General features: G+C 65.3%; 20 protein-coding genes and 1 pseudogene. 18 read left to right on the forward strand and 3 right to left on the reverse strand.

Translation table 11 applies throughout. The features are described 5' to 3' along the window. Positions 1-2 precede the first annotated feature (2 nt). From ACVMB0_RS24050 to ACVMB0_RS24070, 5 genes and pseudogenes are all read left to right on the forward strand, one after another. Entirely contained in the window at positions 3-1,223 is a 1,221-nt protein-coding gene (locus tag ACVMB0_RS24050; protein ID WP_461347896.1) for an ABC transporter substrate-binding protein, read from the forward strand. A 65-nt stretch (positions 1,224-1,288) separates the two neighbouring features. After that, positions 1,289-2,153: pseudogene (locus ACVMB0_RS24055) on the forward strand (branched-chain amino acid ABC transporter permease). 1 nt (position 2,154) lies between these two features. Continuing rightward, positions 2,155-3,123: a branched-chain amino acid ABC transporter permease gene (locus tag ACVMB0_RS24060; RefSeq protein WP_461347897.1), complete on the forward strand. Its 969-nt coding sequence runs from the start codon at positions 2,155-2,157 to the stop codon at positions 3,121-3,123. Positions 3,124-3,266: 143 nt separating this feature from the next. Beyond that, entirely contained in the window at positions 3,267-3,911 is a 645-nt protein-coding gene (locus ACVMB0_RS24065; RefSeq protein WP_456755229.1) for a DUF47 domain-containing protein, read from the forward strand. Between the two features lie 102 nt (positions 3,912-4,013). Next, positions 4,014-5,018: an inorganic phosphate transporter gene (locus ACVMB0_RS24070; RefSeq protein ID WP_461347898.1), complete on the forward strand. Its 1,005-nt coding sequence runs from the start codon at positions 4,014-4,016 to the stop codon at positions 5,016-5,018. A gap of 11 nt (positions 5,019-5,029) precedes the next feature. Here the strand turns inward: ACVMB0_RS24070 and ACVMB0_RS24075 are convergent, their stop codons facing one another. Then, complete coding sequence (locus ACVMB0_RS24075; RefSeq protein WP_461347899.1) at positions 5,030-5,917, reverse strand: LysR family transcriptional regulator; 888 nt, start codon at positions 5,915-5,917, stop codon at positions 5,030-5,032. 152 nt (positions 5,918-6,069) lie between these two features. Between ACVMB0_RS24075 and ACVMB0_RS24080 the strand changes: the two genes are divergently transcribed. Genes ACVMB0_RS24080 through ACVMB0_RS24090 form a run of 3 tightly spaced genes read left to right on the forward strand, consistent with a single transcriptional unit; the run spans position 6,070 to position 8,627 of the window. Continuing rightward, on the forward strand, positions 6,070-7,050 hold the full coding sequence (locus tag ACVMB0_RS24080) for an MBL fold metallo-hydrolase (RefSeq protein ID WP_461347900.1): 981 nt from the start codon (positions 6,070-6,072) through the stop codon (positions 7,048-7,050). A 54-nt stretch (positions 7,051-7,104) separates the two neighbouring features. After that, positions 7,105-7,764 carry a hypothetical protein gene (locus ACVMB0_RS24085; protein ID WP_461347901.1) on the forward strand — a complete coding sequence of 220 codons (660 nt, stop codon included), beginning with the start codon at positions 7,105-7,107 and terminating at the stop codon, positions 7,762-7,764. A gap of 35 nt (positions 7,765-7,799) precedes the next feature. Then, on the forward strand, positions 7,800-8,627 hold the full coding sequence (locus ACVMB0_RS24090) for a substrate-binding periplasmic protein (RefSeq protein WP_461347902.1): 828 nt from the start codon (positions 7,800-7,802) through the stop codon (positions 8,625-8,627). A 12-nt stretch (positions 8,628-8,639) separates the two neighbouring features. Here ACVMB0_RS24090 and sugE read toward each other — a convergent pair whose 3' ends face one another. Then, positions 8,640-8,954 (reverse strand): quaternary ammonium compound efflux SMR transporter SugE, encoded by a 315-nt coding sequence (gene sugE, locus ACVMB0_RS24095; RefSeq protein WP_461347903.1) that lies wholly within the window; start codon positions 8,952-8,954, stop codon positions 8,640-8,642. Positions 8,955-9,107: 153 nt separating this feature from the next. Here sugE and ACVMB0_RS24100 point away from each other — a divergent pair, with 153 nt between their 5' ends. From ACVMB0_RS24100 to ACVMB0_RS24140, 9 genes are all read left to right on the forward strand, one after another. Next, the gene (locus ACVMB0_RS24100; protein ID WP_461347904.1) at positions 9,108-10,727 is read left to right on the forward strand and encodes a peptide chain release factor 3; all 1,620 of its coding nucleotides are present in this window, start codon (positions 9,108-9,110) and stop codon (positions 10,725-10,727) included. Between the two features lie 221 nt (positions 10,728-10,948). Continuing rightward, the gene (locus ACVMB0_RS24105) at positions 10,949-11,560 is read left to right on the forward strand and encodes a hypothetical protein (protein ID WP_461347905.1); all 612 of its coding nucleotides are present in this window, start codon (positions 10,949-10,951) and stop codon (positions 11,558-11,560) included. A gap of 77 nt (positions 11,561-11,637) precedes the next feature. Then, the gene (locus tag ACVMB0_RS24110) at positions 11,638-12,222 is read left to right on the forward strand and encodes an NnrU family protein (RefSeq protein WP_461347906.1); all 585 of its coding nucleotides are present in this window, start codon (positions 11,638-11,640) and stop codon (positions 12,220-12,222) included. A gap of 2 nt (positions 12,223-12,224) precedes the next feature. Then, positions 12,225-13,046, forward strand: a complete 822-nt coding sequence (gene panB / locus ACVMB0_RS24115) for a 3-methyl-2-oxobutanoate hydroxymethyltransferase (RefSeq protein WP_461347907.1) — start codon at positions 12,225-12,227, stop codon at positions 13,044-13,046. 10 nt (positions 13,047-13,056) lie between these two features. Further along, complete coding sequence (locus tag ACVMB0_RS24120; protein ID WP_461347908.1) at positions 13,057-14,649, forward strand: class I adenylate-forming enzyme family protein; 1,593 nt, start codon at positions 13,057-13,059, stop codon at positions 14,647-14,649. 155 nt (positions 14,650-14,804) lie between these two features. Then, positions 14,805-15,461 (forward strand): tetratricopeptide repeat protein, encoded by a 657-nt coding sequence (locus ACVMB0_RS24125; RefSeq protein ID WP_461347909.1) that lies wholly within the window; start codon positions 14,805-14,807, stop codon positions 15,459-15,461. A 50-nt stretch (positions 15,462-15,511) separates the two neighbouring features. After that, positions 15,512-16,069, forward strand: coding sequence for a hypothetical protein (locus ACVMB0_RS24130; RefSeq protein ID WP_456755221.1), 558 nt, complete (start codon positions 15,512-15,514; stop codon positions 16,067-16,069). Positions 16,070-16,276: 207 nt separating this feature from the next. Next, positions 16,277-17,659, forward strand: coding sequence for a ribosome biogenesis GTPase Der (gene der / locus ACVMB0_RS24135; RefSeq protein ID WP_461347910.1), 1,383 nt, complete (start codon positions 16,277-16,279; stop codon positions 17,657-17,659). A 125-nt stretch (positions 17,660-17,784) separates the two neighbouring features. Beyond that, entirely contained in the window at positions 17,785-18,249 is a 465-nt protein-coding gene (locus ACVMB0_RS24140; RefSeq protein WP_461347911.1) for a hypothetical protein, read from the forward strand. On the opposite strand, the gene ACVMB0_RS24145 is transcribed toward ACVMB0_RS24140, so the two are convergent. Beyond that, positions 18,246-19,244, reverse strand: a complete 999-nt coding sequence (locus tag ACVMB0_RS24145) for a YybH family protein (protein WP_461347912.1) — start codon at positions 19,242-19,244, stop codon at positions 18,246-18,248. The two genes, ACVMB0_RS24140 and ACVMB0_RS24145, sit on opposite strands and share 4 nt — an antisense overlap. Before the next feature lie 26 nt (positions 19,245-19,270). Here ACVMB0_RS24145 and ACVMB0_RS24150 point away from each other — a divergent pair, with 26 nt between their 5' ends. Next, entirely contained in the window at positions 19,271-19,942 is a 672-nt protein-coding gene (locus ACVMB0_RS24150; protein ID WP_461347913.1) for a TetR/AcrR family transcriptional regulator, read from the forward strand. The last annotated feature ends 39 nt before the right edge of the window (positions 19,943-19,981 follow it).

Here is a 19,981-nt window from a genome sequence, read left to right on the forward strand (position 1 = left end):
CCATGAAGAACACGATTTCTGCGCTTCTGCTCGGCACCGCGATGGCGCTCAGCGTCGCGAGCATTGCTTCCGCCGACGACAAGGTCGTCAAGATCGGCGTGTTGTCGGACCAGTCCGGCCTCTACGCCGACCTCGCCGGTCCCGGCTCGACGCTGGCGGCGCAGATGGCGATCGAGGATTCCGGCCTCAAGGCCAAGGGCTGGACCATCGACCTGATCTCCGGCGATCACCAGAACAAGCCCGATATCGGCACCACCATCGCCCGCCAGTGGTTCGATGTCGACAAGGTCGACACCATCGTTGACGTGCCGAATTCCGGCGTTGCGCTCGCGGTCAACAACGTCGTGAAGGAAAAGAACGGCGTCTACATCAATTCGGGTGCCGCGACCTCGGATCTCACCAACGCGCAGTGCTCGCCGAACACGGTGCACTGGACCTACGACACCTACATGCTGGCGCACGCCACTGGCCAGGCGCTGGTCAAGGCGGGCGGAGACACCTGGTTCTTCCTGACCGCGGACTACGCGTTCGGCGCGGCGCTGGAGCGCGACACCACTGCGGTTGTCCTCGCCAATGGCGGCAAGGTGGTCGGCGGGGTCAAGCATCCGCTCAACACCGCCGATTTCTCGTCGTTCCTGCTGCAGGCGCAGGCCTCCAAGGCCAAGATCATCGGCCTCGCCAATGCCGGCGGCGACACCACCAACTCGATCAAGCAGGCGGCCGAGTTCGGCATCGTCAAGGGCGGCCAGAAGCTCGCCGCGCTGTTGCTGTTCCTCACCGACGTCAAGGCGATCGGGCTCGAGACCGCGCAGGGCCTCAACTTCACCGAGACGTTCTACTGGGACCTCAACGACAACACCCGCGCCTTCTCCAAGCGCTTCTCGGAGAAGATGAAGAGCGGCGCGCCGCCGACCATGGTGCAGGCCGGCGTCTATGCGGGCCTGATGCATTACTTCAAGGCGCTCGACGCGCTCGGCGGCAATCCGCATGACGGTGCCAAGGTGGTCGCCAAGATGAAGACCATCCCGACCGACGATCCGCTGTTCGGCAAGGGCGAGATCGAGGCCAACGGCCGCGTCACCCATGACGCCTATCTGTTCGAGGTGAAGAAGCCCACGGAGTCCAAGGGACCGTGGGACTTCTACAAGCTGGTCGGCACCGTGCCGGGCAAGGAGGCCTTCACGCCGCTCGACAAGAGCACCTGTGCGCTCCTGAAGAAGTGACGATCACGCCCGCCGGCCATGCGCGTGGCCGGCGGGCTTCATCTATCTAAGCGAAAGCTCATTCGATGCAGGCTCTCTACGCACAGCTTCTGGTCGGACTGATCAACGGCTCGTTCTACGCGCTGCTCAGTCTCGGGCTTGCCGTCATCTTCGGCATGCTCAACATCATCAATTTCGCGCATGGCGCGCTCTACATGATGGGCGCCTTCGTGGCGTATTTCCTGCTCAATCTGGGCGGCATCAACTACTGGTGGGCGCTGATCATCGCCCCCGTCGTGGTCGGCATCTTCGGCATGATCCTCGAGCGCACCATGCTGCAATGGCTGACCGGGCTCGACCATCTCTACGGCCTGCTCTTGACCTTCGGCATCGCGCTGATCGTGCAGGGCGTGTTCCAGAACTATTTCGGCTCCTCCGGCCTGCCTTACTCGATCCCGGATCAGCTCAAGGGCGGCGTCAATCTCGGCTTCAATGTTCCTGCCTATCTATCGCGGCTGGGTGGTGGTGTTCTCGCTGGTGGTGTGCCTTGCCACCTGGTTCCTGATCGAGAAGACGCAGCTCGGCGCCTATCTGCGCGCCGCCACGGAGAATCCGACGCTGGTGCGTGCCTTCGGCATCAACGTGCCGCGCATGATCACGCTGACCTACGGGCTCGGCGTCGGCCTGGCCGCGCTCGCCGGCGTACTGTCGGCGCCGATCAACCAGGTCCGCCCGCTGATGGGCGCCGATCTGATTATCGTGGTGTTCGCGGTGGTCGTGATCGGCGGCATGGGCTCGATCATGGGCTCGATCATCACCGGCTTCGCGCTCGGCGTGATTGAAGGACTGACCAAGTATTTTTATCCCGAGGCCTCCAACACCGTGGTGTTCGTGCTGATGGTGCTGGTGCTGCTGGTGAAGCCAACGGGACTGACGGGACGGGCGGCCTGATATGTCAGCATTGACCGACGATACACTTCCGATGACGCCGCGCGCGATGCGCGACGAGATGATCGTATTCGCCGCGATGGCGGCGCTGCTGGCGGTGGTGCCGTGGACGGGGATCTATCCGTTCTTCGTCATGCAGGCGCTGTGCTTTGCGCTGCTCGCCTGCGCCTTCAACCTCTTGATCGGCTTTGGCGGCCTGCTGTCGTTCGGCCACGCCATGTTCCTCGGCACCGCTGGCTACGTCTCGGCGCATGCGCTGAAGGTGTGGGGGCTGCCGCCGGAGCTCGGGATCGTGGTCGGCACCGCCGCGGCGGCTCTGCTCGGCCTCATCACCGGCTACATCTCGATCAAGCGGCAGGGCATCTACTTCTCGATGATCACGCTGGCGCTGTCGCAGCTGCTCTACTTCCTGTATTTGCAGGCGCCGTTCACCCATGGCGAGGACGGCATCCAGGGCATCCCGCAGGGCCATTTGCTCGGGATCTTCGACCTCTCGAAGCCGATGGTGCTCTACTACGTGGTGCTGGTCGGCTTCCTCGCCGGCTTCCTGTTGATCTACCGCACCATCAACTCGCCGTTCGGCGAGGTCTTGAAGTCGATCCGCGAGAACGAGCCGCGCGCGATCTCGCTCGGCTACAAGACCGACCAGTACAAGCTCTTGGCTTTCATCCTGTCGGGCACGCTGGCGGGCTTTGCCGGTTCGCTGAAGGTGTTCGTGGCGCAGAACGCCTCGCTCACCGACGTGCACTGGTCGATGTCCGGTGAAATCGTGCTGATGACCCTGGTCGGCGGCCTCGGTACCATCTTCGGCCCGGTGGTCGGCGCCTTCGTGATCATCGCCATGCAGCAATATCTCGCCGGGTTCGGCCAGTGGGTGACCGTGATCCAGGGCGTGATCTTCGTGGCCTGCGTGCTGCTGTTCCGCCGCGGCCTGGTCGGCGAGTTGGCCCATCTGCTCAGGCGGTCGCTGTAAGGGCAGGGGCAGGATTTCGGCCGACATAGCGGTGGACGACCGCCCGTTCGGGCGGTCGTTTCAGGTTTTTTCCCCGCCAGATGCTCTATGACAGTTCTGTGACAGTCGCTAAAAGGGCTGTCCCAGAATGATGGAACAGAGACATGCTGCGCTGGTTTCGCGCCTTCCTGCCCAAGGAAGAGCGGTTTTTCGAGCTGTTCGCCCGCCACGCCCAGACCTCCGTGCAGTGCTCGCTGGCGCTGCAGGACATGCTGAAGGGCGGGGAGGAGACCCCGGTGTTCTGCCAGCGCGTCAATCAGTTCGAGAACGACGCCGACAGCGTCACCCGCGAGGTGCTGACCGCGGTTCGCCGCACCTTCATCACCCCGTTCGACCGCAGCGACATCAAGAACCTGATCACCGCGATGGACGACGCGGTCGACCAGATGCAGGCGACCGCCAAGGCGGTGATGCTGTTCGAGGTGCGCGAGTTCGAGCCGCCGATGCGCGAGATCGGCACCCTGATCGTCGAATGCGCCAATCTGGTCGTCCGCGCGCTGCCATTGTTGCAGGCGATCGGCCACAACGTCTCGATGCTGACCCAGATCACCGAGGAACTGACCAAGCTCGAGGGCCGGGTCGACGATCTCCACGATATCGGGCTCAAGGAGTTGTTCCTGAAGCACCGCAACGCCAACACGATGGACTTCATCGTCGGCGCGGAGATCTACGACCACCTCGAGAAGGTGGCCGACCGCTTCGACGACGTCGCCAACGAGATCAACTCCATCGTCATCGAGCAAGTCTGAGCATGATCTGGAAAAGTGTGGAGCGGTTTTCCGGCGCGACAAACGCGGAACGCGTTTGCGCGGAGATCATGCTCAAGAAAACACAATAAAGCGGGGCATCACGTGGACGCCACGCTGGGTCTTCCCGTTCTGACCATCCTGATCGCGGTCGCGCTGCTGTTCGACTTCCTGAACGGCCTGCACGACGCCGCGAACTCGATCGCGACCATCGTCTCGACCCGGGTGCTGCGGCCGCAATATGCGGTGTTCTGGGCGGCGTTCTTCAACTTCGTTGCCTTCGCGGTGTTCGGCCTGCATGTCGCCAACACCATCGGCACCGGGATCATCGACCCGTCGGTGGTGGATGCGACCGTGATCTTCGCCGCGCTGGTCGGCGCGATCGTCTGGAACGTGATCACCTGGGCGCTCGGCATTCCCTCGTCGAGCTCGCACGCGCTGATCGGCGGCCTGGTCGGCGCCGGCATGGCGAAGGCGGGGATTTCGGCTGCGGTGTGGAGCGGGCTCACCAAGACCTTGCTCGCGATCGTGCTGTCGCCGCTGGTCGGCTTCCTGCTGGCGCTGGTGCTGGTCGCGATCGTGTCCTGGCTCTCGGTGCGCTCGACGCCGTTCGCGGTCGATCGCGCCTTCCGCATCCTGCAATTCGCCTCCGCGTCGCTGTATTCGCTCGGCCATGGCGGCAACGACGCGCAGAAGACCATGGGCATCATCGCCGTGCTGCTCTACTCGCAGGGCCATCTCGGCGACACCTTCGAAATCCCGTTCTGGGTCGTGCTGGCCTGCCAGAGCGCGATGGCGCTGGGCACCCTGATGGGCGGCTGGCGGATCGTCCGCACCATGGGGCTGCGCATCACCAAGCTGACGCCGATGCAGGGTTTTTGCGCCGAAACCGGCGGCGCCGCGACGCTGTTCATCGCGACCTATCTCGGGGTTCCCGTTTCGACCACCCACACCATCACCGGCGCCATTGTCGGCGTCGGCGCCGCGCGGCGGCTCTCCGCCGTGCGCTGGAACGTGGCGAGCTCGATCGTCTACGCCTGGGTGATCACGATCCCGGCGTCGGCCGCGGTCGCGGCCGCGACGTACTGGGCGGTGATGATCCTGCGCTGACTGAATCCTTGTCAACCCAACTCGCTGACCACAGCGGAAATGAAGCTCTTGAGCTTCGACGTCTGCCGGCGGTCGGGATGGTAGATCAAGTGAATGGGACGTGACGGCGTTTCGTAGTCAGGCAACACCTTGGTGAGACGTCCGGAGCGCAAGCCTTCGCGCGCCAGATCTTCGGCGATGAACGCGATGCCAAAGCCGTTCAAGGCGGCGATGAGGAGCGCCTTGGCGTCATTCACCTGCAGGCGATGCTTGACGTCGACCGTGTAGGTGTCCTTGTCGCGCACAAAGCGCCAGTCATTGACGATGGGCCCTGATGTCGACGCGTAAACCAGGCACTCGTGCGTCTCGAGATCGAGCGGCGTTGCAGGAGCTCCTCTTTCGCGCAGGTAGTCAGGTGATGCGCAGGCGACAAGGCGGAACGGCGCAAGTTCACGAGCCACGAAGCTTGAGTCCACCAGCGGACCGACACGAAACACCGCTTCGAATTCCTCCTCGACCAGGTCAACGAAGCGATCGCTGAGCACAAGATCGACCTCTACCCTTGGGTGCTGCCTCAAGTAGCGTGCGATGACAGGCGTCAAACTGTGGGCGCCAAACGACACCGGCGCATTGATCCGCAAGCGCCCGCGGGGAGCCCCCTTGGCCTCGTCAGCGAGGGAATCCGCCCAATCGGCATCGGCCAGAACCAGCTTGCAACGGTCGTAGTACGCCTTGCCGATGTCCGTCAGGCTCTGGCGGCGCGTGGTCCGGTTGAGCAGACGCGTGCCCAGCCGGGTTTCCAGCCAGGTCACGTGCTTGGCGACCATCTGCGGCGACATGCGCAGAGCGCTGGCGGCCGCAGCGAAGGAACCAACCTCTGCGGCCTTGACGAAGGCGGCCATGCTGGCGAGGCGATCCATTCCCTACTCCTGGTAGTGACACCCTTGTCCGAGGCGCTGTTTATACCCGAATTGAAGGCCAATAGGTATGGCCGCAACTGGTCCTTGAGGCCGATGCGAGAAAGGCTGTTGTCATTAGCCGTTGTCACGAGGAATTGGTGGAAAGCGGTTCAATGAGCACATTGATGTCGCGTCGCGCGTTTGCTGCGGCAGCAGGAGCGCTTGCGTTTGTGAGCACTGGATCGACGTGCGCCACTGCGCAAGTGTCTGATCCTCGTCCGCCGATGGTCGATACGTCCAATCCGAAGGAGGTCGCGGACGGCGTTTGGGTTGTGTCGGACAACCGGGTTTGGCTCGTGCCGAACATCGGCATCATTGTCGGTAAGGACGCGGCCCTGGTGGTCGATTGCGGGCTCGGGCCTGCGAACGGCGAGAAGATCCTGGAGCTTGCCCGTAGACTTGCCGGTCCGCGCCGGCTCATGCTGACACTCACGCATTTTCATCCGGAGCACGGCTACGGCGCGCAGGTGTTCCGGCGCGACGCCACGATCCTGTACAACCGCATCCAGCGTGACGAGCTGGCGGAGAAGGGCGTGCGCTACATCGACCTTTTCCGGAAGACGCAGAGTGCCGCCGCGGCAGCGGCCCTTGATGGAACAACCATCGTCATGCCCGATGTCATCTATGACGGACCGCGAACGGAGGTCGATCTCGGCGGCCGGATCGTGCAGCTGCACAGCGTGGGTACGGCGCATACGCGCGGTGACCAGATCGTCTTTCTGCCCAAAGAGCGGATCCTGTTCGCGGGCGACCTGATCGAGGAACGCATGTTCCCGATCTTTCCGTGGTTTCCGCCGCTGGACACCGATCTCGACGGAACGCGCTGGACGCAGGTCCTGAGCAAATTGCAACGGTTCGCCCCCGACTTGATCGTGCCCGGCCATGGTGACCCCGGTACGATCGACATCGCCCTCGCTCTCGCGTCCCATATCGATAGCGTGAGCCGAACGGTCAGGGCCTTGCGGCAAGCGGGAAAGGCCGTCGAAGAGATTCTTCGCGAGGCCAAGCCAAACATCATCTCGGCCCATCCCTATTGGGAGCATCCAAGCCTGATTGACTGGGAAATCAGCTATTACGCGGCACAGCCGGCCTGAGCGCGGCGAGCGCTCGGCCGGCCCCAGGCCGCAAGCCGACACGGAAACATCATCATGCTTGAACGTCGTCATTTCGTTGGAGCCGCGCTCGGCTCGATGTTCATCTCTGATCTGGCCGCTGCGCAGACGCCAGCAGCCAAAGCGGGCGGTTCGGCCCAGCGCGAGCCTGGCAACGCGGCCTCGTCCGCGATCCCCGCCGCCGAGCGGCTGAACGAACTCGGGCCAGAAAACGCTGCCATGGCAGCATACGCAGGTTTGTGGGACGTCACCGAGACGGCGTGGAAGAAGCCGGGCGGCGATCCAGTCACGACCAGCGGGCTCGTCGCCGAGCGCCGCATGATCGGGTCCTACCTGCAGGAATTCATCCGTCCGTCGTCGGACACGTCGAGCCAGGACATCAAGCGCATTGACTATCTGAGCTTCCAACGCGTGGAAGGCCGTTGGAAATACGTGTCAATCGAGATGCGGGCGCCAGTTGGCATCATGCCCGCCTACAGTTTCGATCGCGGCGACGGGAAGAGCGTGGTGCTCGCCCACGATTCCTTCGCGATCGCTGGCGGCGGGTCCGATGTGGCCGGGCAGATGCTGCGCATGAACACGGTTGTCATCCGTGATGGCCCGGACCGCGACGTCAAGAACCAGCACTTCATCCTGTCCGATGGTACCGGGACGGTCTGGCTCGCGCACCGTTACGTCTATACCCGCAGGGCGTGAAGACCCCGATGCCTTGAACGACACGGAGCGCGCGCATGCCATCCTGGACAAATACACTACTGGCCGCCTTGCTGGTCGCAATACCGGTGACGGTTCGTGCCGCCGACATTGCCGCGCCGCCGCCCGGCGCGAGCAGCCGGATCGATGCGATCCGGCAGCGAGGGACGCTGCGGGTCGCGGTGCTCGACGAGTATCCTTGGCTGATCAAGAGCTCCTCGGCCGACGCCGGGCCTTTCCGTGGCCCCGCCTGGCGACTGGTCGAGGAATATGCCCGTCGCCTTGGCGTGAAGATCGAGACGACGCCCGTCACTTCAGAGGATAAGGTCTCGATCCTGGTGGGTGGCGCGGTCGACATTTCCATCGCTCCGCTGTTGGTGACGCCGGAGCGCGAGGCCGTCGCGGATATGATCCCTTACTCTCCCTCGGCTCACTGCGTGTTCGGTCTGTCCGACAATCCCAGGGTGGCGGCGGCCGCGCGGCTCGACGATCTCGACCAATCCGCGGTGACGATCGGTTTCATCGTCGGCGCACCACAAGGGGCTTGGCTGCAGAAGCGGCTCGTACGGGCTGCGCGGGACGGCGTACCCGGGAACCTTATGGACCTCGCGACGGCCGAGATTCTGGCGCACCGCGCCGACGTGGCGCCGATCGACAAGTTCTTCTTCCGCGACCTGCAGAGGAAGGTGCCCGGGCTTGCGTCAGTGCCGAAGGACTGCCTGGCGAGCGAGGAACTGCCAGTCTCGATCGGCATGGCGATCGGCAAGGGCCAGCCAGCGTTCCTTGATTGGCTGCGCGCGGTCGCGGCGCGCATCAAACCTGCCGTGGACGCCGAGATGGCGAAAGCCGTCCAAGCGGGTCCGTGAGCCGATGCGTCCTCACGTCACGAGCTTCAGCCCGACGATGCCGGACACGATCAACCCGATACTGGCCAGCCGCATCGCGGTCGCGGGTTCGCCGAGCAGGATGATGCCGAGCGTTGCGGTGCCGACCGCGCCGATCCCGGTCCAGACCGCATAGGCGGTTCCAATCGGCAGCGTCTTCAGCGCGAGGCCGAGCAGCAGCACGCTGCCGGCCATCGCCGCCAGCGTCAGCACCGACGGCACCAGCCGCGAGAAGCCCTCGGTGTATTTCAGTCCGATCGCCCAGCCGATCTCGAGCAGGCCTGCGGTGAACAGAATGGCCCAAGCCATAACGAACCCTCCGGATAAGGCAGGGTCGTCCCCGCGGGTGATGTGGTGAGGGAAAGGTCGTCCTTCCCGGCCATATATGGGGATCGTGCCGCCGCTCCGCAGTTGCGACAAAACGCCCTTGATTGCGCCCGTTTTCCCTGCCAAATGCCCGCCATGTCCGACATTTCAGTTTCAGCCGAATCGCCGTCCCGCTCGCCGCTGTCAGAGGAAGTGGCGCGCCGGCGCACCTTTGCGATCATCTCGCACCCGGACGCCGGCAAGACCACGCTGACGGAAAAGCTGCTGCTGTTCGGCGGCGCCATCAACCTCGCGGGCCAGGTCAAGGCCAAGGGCGAGCGCCGCAACACGCGGTCGGACTGGATGAAGATCGAGCGCGAGCGCGGCATCTCGGTGGTCACCTCGGTGATGACCTTCGAATTCAACGAGCTCGTGTTCAACCTCCTGGACACGCCGGGCCACGAGGACTTTTCGGAAGACACCTATCGCACGCTGACCGCGGTCGATTCCGCGGTCATGGTGATCGACGCCGCTAAGGGCATCGAGGCGCGCACGCGAAAACTGTTCGAGGTGTGCCGCCTGCGCGATATCCCGATCATCACCTTCATCAACAAGATGGACCGCGAGAGTCGCGACACGTTCGAGCTCCTCGACGAGATCGAGAAGACGCTGGCGCTCGACACCACGCCGATGACCTGGCCGGTCGGCCGCGGCCGCGACTTCCTCGGCACCTATGACGTCGTCAATGGCGGCGTGCGGCTGCTCGAGGGCGGCGGCGCCAAGACCGGCGCCACCGAGCAGATCGACATCGCCGATCTCGGCAAGCGCAACCCAAATCTCGACGTCGCCGAGGTCAAGGACGAGCTCGCGCTGGCGTCGGAAGCGTGCAAGCCGTTCGAGCTCGCCGCATTCCGCGAGGGCCATCTGACGCCGGTCTACTTCGGCAGCGCGCTGCGCAATTTCGGCGTCGGCGACCTGCTTGAGGGCCTCGGCAAGTTCGCGCCGGCGCCGCGCGCGCAGGAGTCCGATCTGCGCAAGGTCGAGGCGGCCGAGCCGCGCATGAGCGCGTTCGTGTTCAAGATCCAGGCCAACATGGATCCGAACCACCGGGATCGCATCGCATTCGCCCGGCTGTGCTCGGGCAAGCTCAGCCGCGGCATGAAGGCCAAGCTGGTCCGCACCGGCAAGAACATGAGCCTGTCGAGCCCGCAATTCTTCTTCGCCCAGGATCGTTCGGTGGCGGACGAGGCGTTCGCCGGCGACGTCGTCGGCATTCCCAATCACGGCACGTTGCGGATCGGCGATACCCTGACCGAGGGCGAGGATCTGACCTTTGTCGGCGTGCCGAGTTTTGCGCCTGAAATCGTCCGCCGCGTTCGCCTCACCGATGCGATGAAGGCGAAGAAGCTGAAGGAAGCCTTGCAGCAGATGTCGGAGGAGGGCGTCGTGCAGGTGTTCCGCCCGCGCGACGGCGCACCGGCGCTGGTCGGCGTGGTCGGCCCGCTGCAGCTCGACGTGTTGAAGGCGCGGCTCGATGCGGAGTACTCGCTGCCGGTCGAGTTCGAGGTCTCCGAATTCTCGCTGGCGCGCTGGATTTCGTCCGACGACCGCAAGAAGCTCGACGCCTTCGTCGCCGCCAACAATTCCGGCATCGCCGACGACGTCGACGGCGATCCGGTGTTCATGGCCAAGAACGAGTTCTATCTCGGCTACACCCGCGAGCGCGCCGAAGGCATCACCTTCTCCAACGTCAAGGACGTGAAGAAGAAGGCGTAGCGTTGCATACGCAGTGTCGTCCCCCGGCTTGACCGGGGGACCCAGTACGCCGCGGCCTCTCCGTGACTCACGACCGCCTCTGGAATACTGGATCGCCCGGTCGAGCCGGGCGATGACAGTTGAGGATGGGACTGACGCGCGCAAGGAATTGAACGCCGGCCCGCTTGATGCGGTCCGGCCCGGGTACCATGTTCCCCGGTACGCAATCCGGGTCCGTCTGCATGCTCCGACGCGTCGCCATCTGTCTCGCATTTGCCGTGCTGGCCCTGGCGCTCGCGAGTGCTGCCTCCGCGCAGCAGCGGCAGCAGACCAACCCGGCGCCGTTCGCGCACACGCCTTGCAGCGTGCTCGACGAAGGGCCTTGCATCCCGTCCTATTGCAGCCTGTTCAACAACGGGCCGTGCTTTCCCGAGATGGATTATCCGTACGGCGAAAATCTCCAGCTCACGATCCTGACCGTGCCGCCGGAAGGGCAGGCCGAGAAGTACCGAAAGCCGGATCATGATCTCAATACCATCGGCGATCTCTTCGCCGCGTTGCGCTCCTGCTGGGCGCCGCCGCCACCGGACGACGCGCGCGCCGGCATGCAGATGTCGGTGCGCTTCAGCTTCAAACGATCCGGCGAGATGATCGGCGCACCGCGGCTGACGTTTTCGACGCGGGGCATCCCGGCCGACACCCGAACGACCTACCTCAACGCCATCAATGCCTCGCTCGATGCCTGCCTGCCGCTGAAATTCACCGGCGGCCTCGGCGGCGCGCTGGCCGGCCGCCCGATCATGATCCGCTATGTCGACAATCGGGAGCTCGCCAGGCCGGCCGGCCATCCCTGACCCTCGACCCGGCCTGACGCATTGCCACGCGCCGGGCGAAGATGTTACGCGAGGGCATCAATCAGGGGAGGAACATCGTGGGACTGCTCGTCATGATCCTGGGTCTCGTGCTGTTCCTCGGCATCCACGTGCTGACCAGCCTGCGCGATCTGCGCGCTGGCATCGTCAATGCGATGGGCGAGGGCGCCTACAAGGGCGTCTATGCGCTGCTGGCGTTCGCAGGCCTCGGGCTGATCATCTGGGGCTTCGGCCACTACCGCGCGACCGGATGGATCGACGTCTGGACGCCGCCGACCGCGTTCAAGCACATCACGGTGGCGCTGATGCTGCCCGCCGTCATCCTCGTCGTCGCCTCCTACATCCGCGGCCGCATCTACACCACGCTGAAGCATCCGATGCTGGCGGGCGTGAAGCTGTGGGCATTCGCGCATCTGCTCGCCAATGGCGACCTCGGCTCGATCATCCTGTTCGGCTCGTTTCTCGGCTGGGCGGTCTATGACCGGATCTCGCTGAAGCGCCGCGCCGATGCCGGTGCGCCGCCGATCCCGGTGGGCGGCCCGACCAACGACCTGATCGCGATCGCGGTCGGTGTCATCGTCTATCTGGCGCTGGCGTTTGCGTTCCACCCGGTCGTGATCGGCGTGCCTGTCATGGGAGCCTGACTATGTCTGTTCAATCCGCCATCAAGCGCAAGACCGCGCCCGATCTGCGCGCCCGCAAGAACGGCGAGCCGATCGTGATGCTGACGTCCTACCACGCGCACACCGCGGCACTGGTCGACCGCCATTGCGACGCGATCCTGGTCGGCGATTCCCTCGGCAACGTCATGCACGGTTTCGAGACCACCGTGCCGGTCACGCTCGACATGATGATCCTGCAAGGCCGCGCAGTGATGCGCGGCTCGCAGGCCGCGCTTGTTGTGGTGGATATGCCGTTCGGCTCCTATGAGGGCTCGAAGGAGCAGGCGTTTCAGTCCGCGGTGCGGATCATGAAGGAAACGCTGTGCGGCGCGGTCAAGCTCGAGGGCGGCGCGCGGATGGCCGAGACGGTGGCGTTCCTGTCCGAGCGCGGCATTCCGGTGATGGGCCATATCGGCCTGACGCCGCAATCGATCAACACGCTCGGCTCGTTCCGCGCGCAGGGCCGCGAGGAGGAGAACTGGGCGCCGATCGAGAACGATGCGAAGGCGATCGCGGAGGCGGGCGCGTTCTCGATCGTGGTCGAGGCGGTCGCCGAACCGCTGGCGCGCAAGATCACGCAGTCGATCGCCGTGCCGACGATCGGCATCGGGGCGAGCGCGGCCTGCGACGGCCAGGTGCTGGTGCTCGAAGACATGCTCGGCCTGTCGCCGCGCGCGCCGAAATTCGTCCGCCGCTATGGCAATCTCGGCCCCGCGATCGAGGAAGCGATCGCGGGCTATGCGCGCGACGTCAAGAGCCGCGCCTTCCCGGGGCCTGAGCACGTCTACGGCATGAAGAAGAGCTGACGAGGCACGCATGGACTGGTCGCAACACGCACTGCCGCTGATGCGGCTCGAGCCGCGCTTCGGTGACCGCGTCGTGCCGGCATTCGCGGAGCGGCCGGCCAGCCTGTGGGCGATGATCGCTGAAGCGGTTACTCAGAATGGCGACGGCGAGGCGCTGGTCTGCGGCGCGACGCGCATGAGCTGGCGTGACGTCGCCGAGCAGTCGGCCGAGGTCGCGGCGGGTTTTTCAAAGCTCGGGCTTGCGCCCGGCGACCGCGTCGCGATCCTGCTCGGCAACCGCATCGAGTTCGTGTTGACGATGTTTGCCGCCGCGCATGCCGGACTGGTCACGGTGTTGCTCTCCACGCGCCAGCAGAAGCCCGAGATCGCCTATGTGCTGAACGATTGCGGCGCCAAGTGCCTGGTCCACGAGGCCACGCTTGCCGACCGCATTCCGGACGCCGCCGATATTCCCGGCCTGAAGCACCGCATCGCGGTCAGCGACGACAGCGCGTCGCAATTCGCTCGCCTGCGCGACAATGCTCCGGCCGCGGCGCCGGCGGAGGTGAGGGAGGAGGACACCGCGATGATCCTCTACACCTCGGGCACCACCGGCCGGCCGAAGGGCGCGATGCTGGCCCATTGCAACATCATTCACTCCTCGATGGTGTTCGCATCCTGCCTCAAGCTGACCAAGGCCGATCGCTCGATTGCCGCAGTGCCGCTCGCGCATGTCACCGGCGCGGTCGCCAACGTCACCACCATGGCCCGCTGCGCCGGCGCGCTGATCATCATGCCGGAGTTCAAGGCGTCGGAATATCTGAAGGTGGCCGCGCGCGAGCGCGTCAGCTACACGGTGATGGTGCCGGCGATGTACAATCTCTGCCTGATGCAGCCGGATTTCGACAGCTATGACCTGTCGAGCTGGCGGATCGGCGGCTTCGGCGGCGCGCCGATGCCGGTCGCGACCATCGAAAAGCTCGACGCCAAGATTCCCGGACTGAAGCTCGCCAATTGCTACGGCGCCACCGAAACGACGTCGCCCTCGACCCTGATGCCGGGCGAACTGACCGCCGCCCATATCGACAGCGTCGGCCTGCCGTGTCCCGGCGCCGAGATCATCGTGATGGGCGCCGACGGCCGCGAGGTGCCGCGCGGCGAGATCGGCGAGCTCTGGATCCGCAGCGCCTCCGTGATCAAGGGCTACTGGAATAATCCGAAGGCGACCGCGGAAAGCTTCACGGCCGGGTTCTGGCATTCCGGCGATCTCGGCTCGGTCGACGCCGACAATTTCGTCCGCGTGTTCGATCGCCAGAAGGACATGATCAACCGCGGCGGCCTGAAGATCTATTCCGCCGAGGTCGAGTCGGTGCTGGCCGGCCATCCGGCCGTGGTCGAGAGCGCGATCATCGCCAAGCCGTGCCCGGTGCTCGGCGAGCGCGTCCACGCCGTGATCGTGACCCGCAGCGAGGTGAATGCGGAAAGCCTGCGCTCCTGGTGCGCCGAGCGCCTGTCGGATTACAAGGTGCCGGAGACCATGGCGCTCAGCACAACGCCGCTGCCGCGCAACGCCAATGGCAAGGTGATCAAGCGGCAGCTGCGGGAGACGCTGGCGGGGGCGTGATCCGGGCAGGACAACGTCCCCGGTTAACGCTTTGATCCGCCTCGCTTTGCCTTGCCTCCGCCACACCGTTAGGGTAACGCCGCCGCGATGTGGGGATCGGGTAGGGGCTGGGCTCCACCCAGATTCGCGGTCCCGAGGGGATGGGATAGCTTTAAGTGTCTGAATTATTTGACGAAGTAGACGAGGAAGTCCGTCGCGATCAGCTCAAGAAGCTGTGGGACAAGTACTCGATCTTGATCATCGCGCTGGCGGTCCTGGTGGTCGCGGGCGTCGGTGGCTGGCGCGGCTACCAATATCTCGAGGCCAAGAAGGCCGCCGAGGCCGGTGCGGCGTTCGACCGCGCCGTCGAGCTCTCGGACCAGAACAAGCACGCCGAGGCCGAGGCTGCCTTTGCCGACCTGGTCACCAAGGCGCCGTCCGGCTACCGCACGCTGGCGCGGCTGCGCATGGCCGCCGAGGTCGCGACCCGCGATCAGCCGGCCGCCGCAAAACTCTATGACGAGATCGCAGCCGACCGCAGCGTCGGCGGCCCCGACCAGGACCTGGCGCGGATCCGCGCCGCGCAGCTCGTGATGGAATCCACGACCTATCCGAACATGCTGCAGCGGCTCGAGGCTGTGGCGACGTCGAAGGGTTCGACGTTCCGTCACTCCGCGCGCGAGTTGCTGGCGCTGTCGGCCTGGCGCGTCAACGATGCCACCGCGGCGCGGCAGTGGCTCGACCAGATTGCCAATGACGGCGAGACGCCGCCGAGTATGCGTTCGCGCGCCGAAGCGCTGCAGGCCTTGTTGCCGCCGGTCGCGAAGAGCTGACCTGGAGAGCTGACTTGGCGCGAAACCCGAGTTTGAGTGAGAGATCGACCATGCGCCGCTCGCAACGCCTGATCGCAGCCGCAGTCCTCACCGCGCTTTGCGGCGCGCTGGCCGGCTGCGGCAGTGGCGGCATGGCCAATTTCGACCCGAGCGACATGCTCGACTTCCTCGACACCAAGAAGAAGCTGCCGGGCGACCGCAAGCCGGTGTTTCCCGAAGGCGTGCCCGGCCTCGAGCAGGGCGTGCCGAAGGAACTGTACAAGGGCTCGCAGCAGGAGCAGCTCGACCAGCAGAACGCCGCGGCGGCAGCCGCCGCCCAGCCGGCTCCGCCAGCTGAGCCGCCGAAGGGCGCCAGGAAGCACGCCAAGCGCGCCGCGCCACCAGCCGATCAGGCGGCTGCGCCCGACGCCGCAACCGAGGAGGGGGCGCCCGCCGCGGTGCCGCCGGATCCGAAGCCGAAGAAGATCGTCCGCCGCCGCACCACCGCGCCGCCGGCCGACGACCAGCAGGCGCAGCCTGCCGCGCCGGCCCAGCAACAGACCCAGACCACGCAACAATCCGGCGGCGCGTTCCCCGCGCCGCTACCGAGCGGCGGATTTAGCCGCTAGAGCTGATCGCCGGGCGGCGTGACGTAGCGCATTCCACGGCCTCATGGTTCGCGACGCGCTGCCGCGCTCCTCACCATGAGGGTCCAAGACCCTCATCCTGAGGAGGCGCGAAGCGCCGTCTCGAAGGATGAGGCCACCGAACGACAAGAGGCACGGGCTACCCGAAGCTCATTGACTCCAGCTTCATAAATTGCGCTTGGATAGTTCATGTCTTTCACCATCGCCATTATCGGCCGGCCCAATGTCGGAAAGTCGACGCTGTTCAACCGGCTGGTCGGCCAGAAGCTCGCGCTGGTCGACGACGAGCCCGGCGTCACCCGTGACCGCCGCGAGGGCCAGGCCAAGCTCTACGATCTCGACTTTACCATCATCGACACCGCAGGCCTCGACGAGGGCGCCAAGGGCTCGCTGACGGCGCGGATGCAGGAGCAGACCGAGACCGCGATCGAACTCGCCGACGCGCTGATGTTCGTGATCGACGCCCGCGTCGGCCTGACCCCGACCGATCGCGCCTTCGCCGACTTCGCCCGCAAGGCCAACAAGCCGGTGGTGCTGGTCGCCAACAAGGCCGAGGGCAAGCATGGCGAGATCGGGGCGATGGAATCCTACGCGCTCGGGCTCGGTGATCCCGTGCAGATCTCGGCCGAGCACGGCGAGGGCATGGGCGACCTCCACGAGGCGCTGAGCACGCTGGTGCCCGAGGCGCCGAAGGAAGACGACGAGATCGAGGAGGATGAGGACATCTCGGAGGAGGAGGCCGCGCAGCGCCCGATCCGCGTCGCCATCGTCGGCCGCCCCAATGCCGGCAAGTCGACCCTGATCAACCATCTGCTCGGCGAGGAGCGGCTGTTGACCAGCCCCGAGGCCGGCACCACGCGGGATTCCATCGCGGTCGAGATCACCTGGCAGGGCCGCCAGTTCCGGGTGTTCGACACCGCCGGCCTGCGTCGCCGCTCGCGGATCGAGGAGAAGCTGGAAAAGCTCTCGGTCGCCGACGCGCTGCGCGCAGTGCGCTTCGCCGAGGTCGTTGTCATGATGATGGACGCGCAGAACAAGTTCGAGGAGCAGGACCTGCGCATCGCCGATTTGATCGAGCGCGAGGGTCGCGCCATCGTGCTCGCGGTCAACAAATGGGACCTGGTCGAGCGCAAGCCCAACCAGATCTCGCAGCTGCGCACCGATGCCGACCACTGGCTGCCGCAGGTCAAGGGCGCGCCTGTTGTCGCGGTCTCCGGCCTGATGGGCGAGGGCATCGACCGCCTGATGACCGCGATCCAGGAGGCCTATGCGGTCTGGAACCGGCGGCTGCCGACCTCGGCGCTCAATCGCTGGTTTGAGCAGGCGATCCAGGCCAACCCGCCGCCGGCGGTTTCGGGCCGCCGGCTGAAGCTGAACTACATCACCCAGGTGAAGGCGCGCCCGCCGAGCTTCGTGCTGTTCTGCTCGCGTGCCGATGCGATCCCGCGATCCTATCTGCGCTACCTGATCAACTCGCTGCGCGAAACCTTCGATCTGCCGGGCACGCCGATCCGGATCACGCTGCGTGAGAAGGCCAATCCGTTCGCCCACAAGCGCAAACGGCCGTCATGAGCAGGCATCGCGTTTCCGAGCGACGTGGGTACCGGGTCGCGTGAAGAAAACGCGTCAAACGAGGTTGATACCGCCGCAGCCGCCGTGCCACAGGCGCCCAGCGGCGCGGTGATCTCATCACCCCGTTGCTCGATATGGTCGCGCTCGGGATCATCATCCCGATCCTGGCCAAGCTGATCGAGGGCTTCGTCGACAACGACACCGCCAACGCGGCACGTATCTTCGGCGTGTTTGGGCTTCGCGATCTTCGGCGCCGCGACGCACGCCTTGACGACGCAGTTCGTCGCCGCCGACCAGCAGGCCAGTTCCAGGGCGCGACGTCGAGCGTGCAGAGCATGTCCGAACTGATCGGCCCGTTCCTGTTCACGCTGCCCTTCGTCTATTTCATCGGCGACGTCGCGCCGCTCAAGATGCCCGGCGCGCCGTTCTTTCTGGCCGGCGCGCTGCTGCTGCTCGCGCTCGGCATCGCCTGGCGCGCGACGGTGAAGACAACTCCGCAGGGTGGGCAAAGCCCAAGCGTGCCCACCATCGCGAGCACGCCCGGAATGGTGGACACGGCGCGCGCGCCTTTGCCCACCCTACAATTCTAATCCGTCGCCGGCACCGAATGGTGCTCGTGCGTGATGCGCCAATCGCCGTCGATCTTGCGCAGTCCGATCGTCAGCCTGAACTGGAAAATGGCGTCGGGCGGGCCACAGCGCATCACCATGACCGCGAAGGCGACATCATCGCCGGCCGTGATCGCGATCTCGTCGATATCGAAGGCGTGCGAGGGACGGTAACAGGTATAGAACAGGTCCCACGTCTTTCTGTATTCATCCAATCCGCGCGACTGCAACGGCGGCGGCACGTCGAACATCACGATGTTCTGATCGTGGCGGGCGAGGATGCCCGGATAGTCCTGTCGGCGGACGGCGGCCGCCCAGGCGTCGATCAGTGCCCTGATTTCGGCGTCCGTCGTCTGTTTCTGCTGTGTCATCGCTTGCGGGTTCCGGCTGCTGGTGGATCGATGCTTCGAGGACGAACGCGGCTGTGCCAGTCCGACACCGGCCCGACGGGCCGCCGCGATGACGATTGCGTTATTTTGGTCATTTACAAACCATCCGGTTGGTTTGTATAAGACCAATGCCGGATCAAGTTGCGTGCCTCGCCCGGAGGCCGCGCTGCCAGGAGGAGCATAGTGACCGACGAGGCCGTTGATAACTACGATGAGTTGACCCGCTTCAGCGACGCGCAGGCGGCGCTGCTGACGTCGCGCAGCCTCGTCTATCTGACCGACCTGAAGCTCGATGGCGGCAGGCATGGGACGATTGTCGCCGCCAGTCATGCCGACGCCCAGGCTGTCGCCCGCGCGCGCGGTCGCGGGGAAAAGGTCATCGGCCGCATGGCGCACGGTTTCCTTCATGGCCTGCTGCGGAAGGTTCGCTTGTGCGCGTGAGTGATCGGGGCACTCGATGACGCTTCCTGAAATTGAGGCGTGTCCCGAGGCCGCCGCCGGCATGGCGGAGACGTGGTTCGCGCCGCCTGGCACAATCGGATGCGGCGCTTGAGATTGACCGATGCCGCTGAGATACTGCGCTCTCACGCGACTCCTTCCTGAGTAAGTAGCCCATGGATAATCCTTCCCGCTCGGAACGCTCCCGCAACGCCGCGCTCGACGCCGCGATCACCATCGTGACGCGCGACGGTCCGGGACGCCTGACGCTGGACGCGATCGCGCGCGAGAGCGGGCTCAGCAAGGGCGGCGTGATGCATCAGTTCCGCACCAAGGAAGCGGTGCTGCGCGCTCTGCTCGAGCAGCAGATGGCGCATTTCGAGGAATTCTCGAACCGCTACATCGAGAAGGTGCGCGGGACCACCGCGCAGCCCGAACTGTCGGCGCAGATCGCGACGCTGCGCGAGGCGATCTCGACGCCGCGGGCGGGGGCGTTCGCGCTGCTGGCGGCGATGAACGAGAATCCTGAATTGATGGCGATGCCGCGGGATCAGGACATCAAGAAGGTCGCGCTGATGAAGGCCGAGGCGCGCGATCCGGATCTCGCGCTGCTGCGCTGGGCAGCGGCGCGCGGACTGCTGCTGAGCTCGCTGTTCGGCATGTTGTCGCTGACCGATGTGGAGCGCGACCGGCTGTTCGAACGGTTGCTCGACGACAGCAAGTGGACCGCGATGGAGCAGGGCGCGCCCGCGGCAGCAAAGCCGTCCAGGGCGAGGGCGCAAACGGCGTCGCCGAAGCCTGCCGGCGCGCGCGCCGCAAAGCCGGTCTCGGCGCGCAAGCGCAGCTGAATTTCCGACGCTGCCCTGAAAACGCAACGCCGCCCAAGC

Source organism: Bradyrhizobium sp. USDA 4451 (assembly GCF_054822585.1).

Excerpts from the sequence above, each read along its gene's own strand:
- ACVMB0_RS24080 (WP_461347900.1), top strand. The coding sequence starts at position 6,070 with ATGAGCACATTGATGTCGCGTCGCGCGTTTGCTGCGGCAGCAGGAGCG.
- ACVMB0_RS24060 (WP_461347897.1), top strand. The coding sequence starts at position 2,155 with ATGTCAGCATTGACCGACGATACACTTCCGATGACGCCGCGCGCGATG.
- ACVMB0_RS24050 (WP_461347896.1), top strand. The coding sequence starts at position 3 with ATGAAGAACACGATTTCTGCGCTTCTGCTCGGCACCGCGATGGCGCTC.
- sugE (WP_461347903.1), bottom strand. The coding sequence starts at position 8,954 with ATGGCTTGGGCCATTCTGTTCACCGCAGGCCTGCTCGAGATCGGCTGG.
- ACVMB0_RS24085 (WP_461347901.1), top strand. The coding sequence starts at position 7,105 with ATGCTTGAACGTCGTCATTTCGTTGGAGCCGCGCTCGGCTCGATGTTC.
- ACVMB0_RS24065 (WP_456755229.1), top strand. The coding sequence starts at position 3,267 with ATGCTGCGCTGGTTTCGCGCCTTCCTGCCCAAGGAAGAGCGGTTTTTC.
- ACVMB0_RS24150 (WP_461347913.1), top strand. The coding sequence starts at position 19,271 with ATGGATAATCCTTCCCGCTCGGAACGCTCCCGCAACGCCGCGCTCGAC.
- ACVMB0_RS24090 (WP_461347902.1), top strand. The coding sequence starts at position 7,800 with ATGCCATCCTGGACAAATACACTACTGGCCGCCTTGCTGGTCGCAATA.
- ACVMB0_RS24105 (WP_461347905.1), top strand. The coding sequence starts at position 10,949 with ATGCTCCGACGCGTCGCCATCTGTCTCGCATTTGCCGTGCTGGCCCTG.
- ACVMB0_RS24100 (WP_461347904.1), top strand. The coding sequence starts at position 9,108 with ATGTCCGACATTTCAGTTTCAGCCGAATCGCCGTCCCGCTCGCCGCTG.
- ACVMB0_RS24075 (WP_461347899.1), bottom strand. The coding sequence starts at position 5,917 with ATGGATCGCCTCGCCAGCATGGCCGCCTTCGTCAAGGCCGCAGAGGTT.
- ACVMB0_RS24130 (WP_456755221.1), top strand. The coding sequence starts at position 15,512 with ATGCGCCGCTCGCAACGCCTGATCGCAGCCGCAGTCCTCACCGCGCTT.
- ACVMB0_RS24120 (WP_461347908.1), top strand. The coding sequence starts at position 13,057 with ATGGACTGGTCGCAACACGCACTGCCGCTGATGCGGCTCGAGCCGCGC.
- der (WP_461347910.1), top strand. The coding sequence starts at position 16,277 with ATGTCTTTCACCATCGCCATTATCGGCCGGCCCAATGTCGGAAAGTCG.
- panB (WP_461347907.1), top strand. The coding sequence starts at position 12,225 with ATGTCTGTTCAATCCGCCATCAAGCGCAAGACCGCGCCCGATCTGCGC.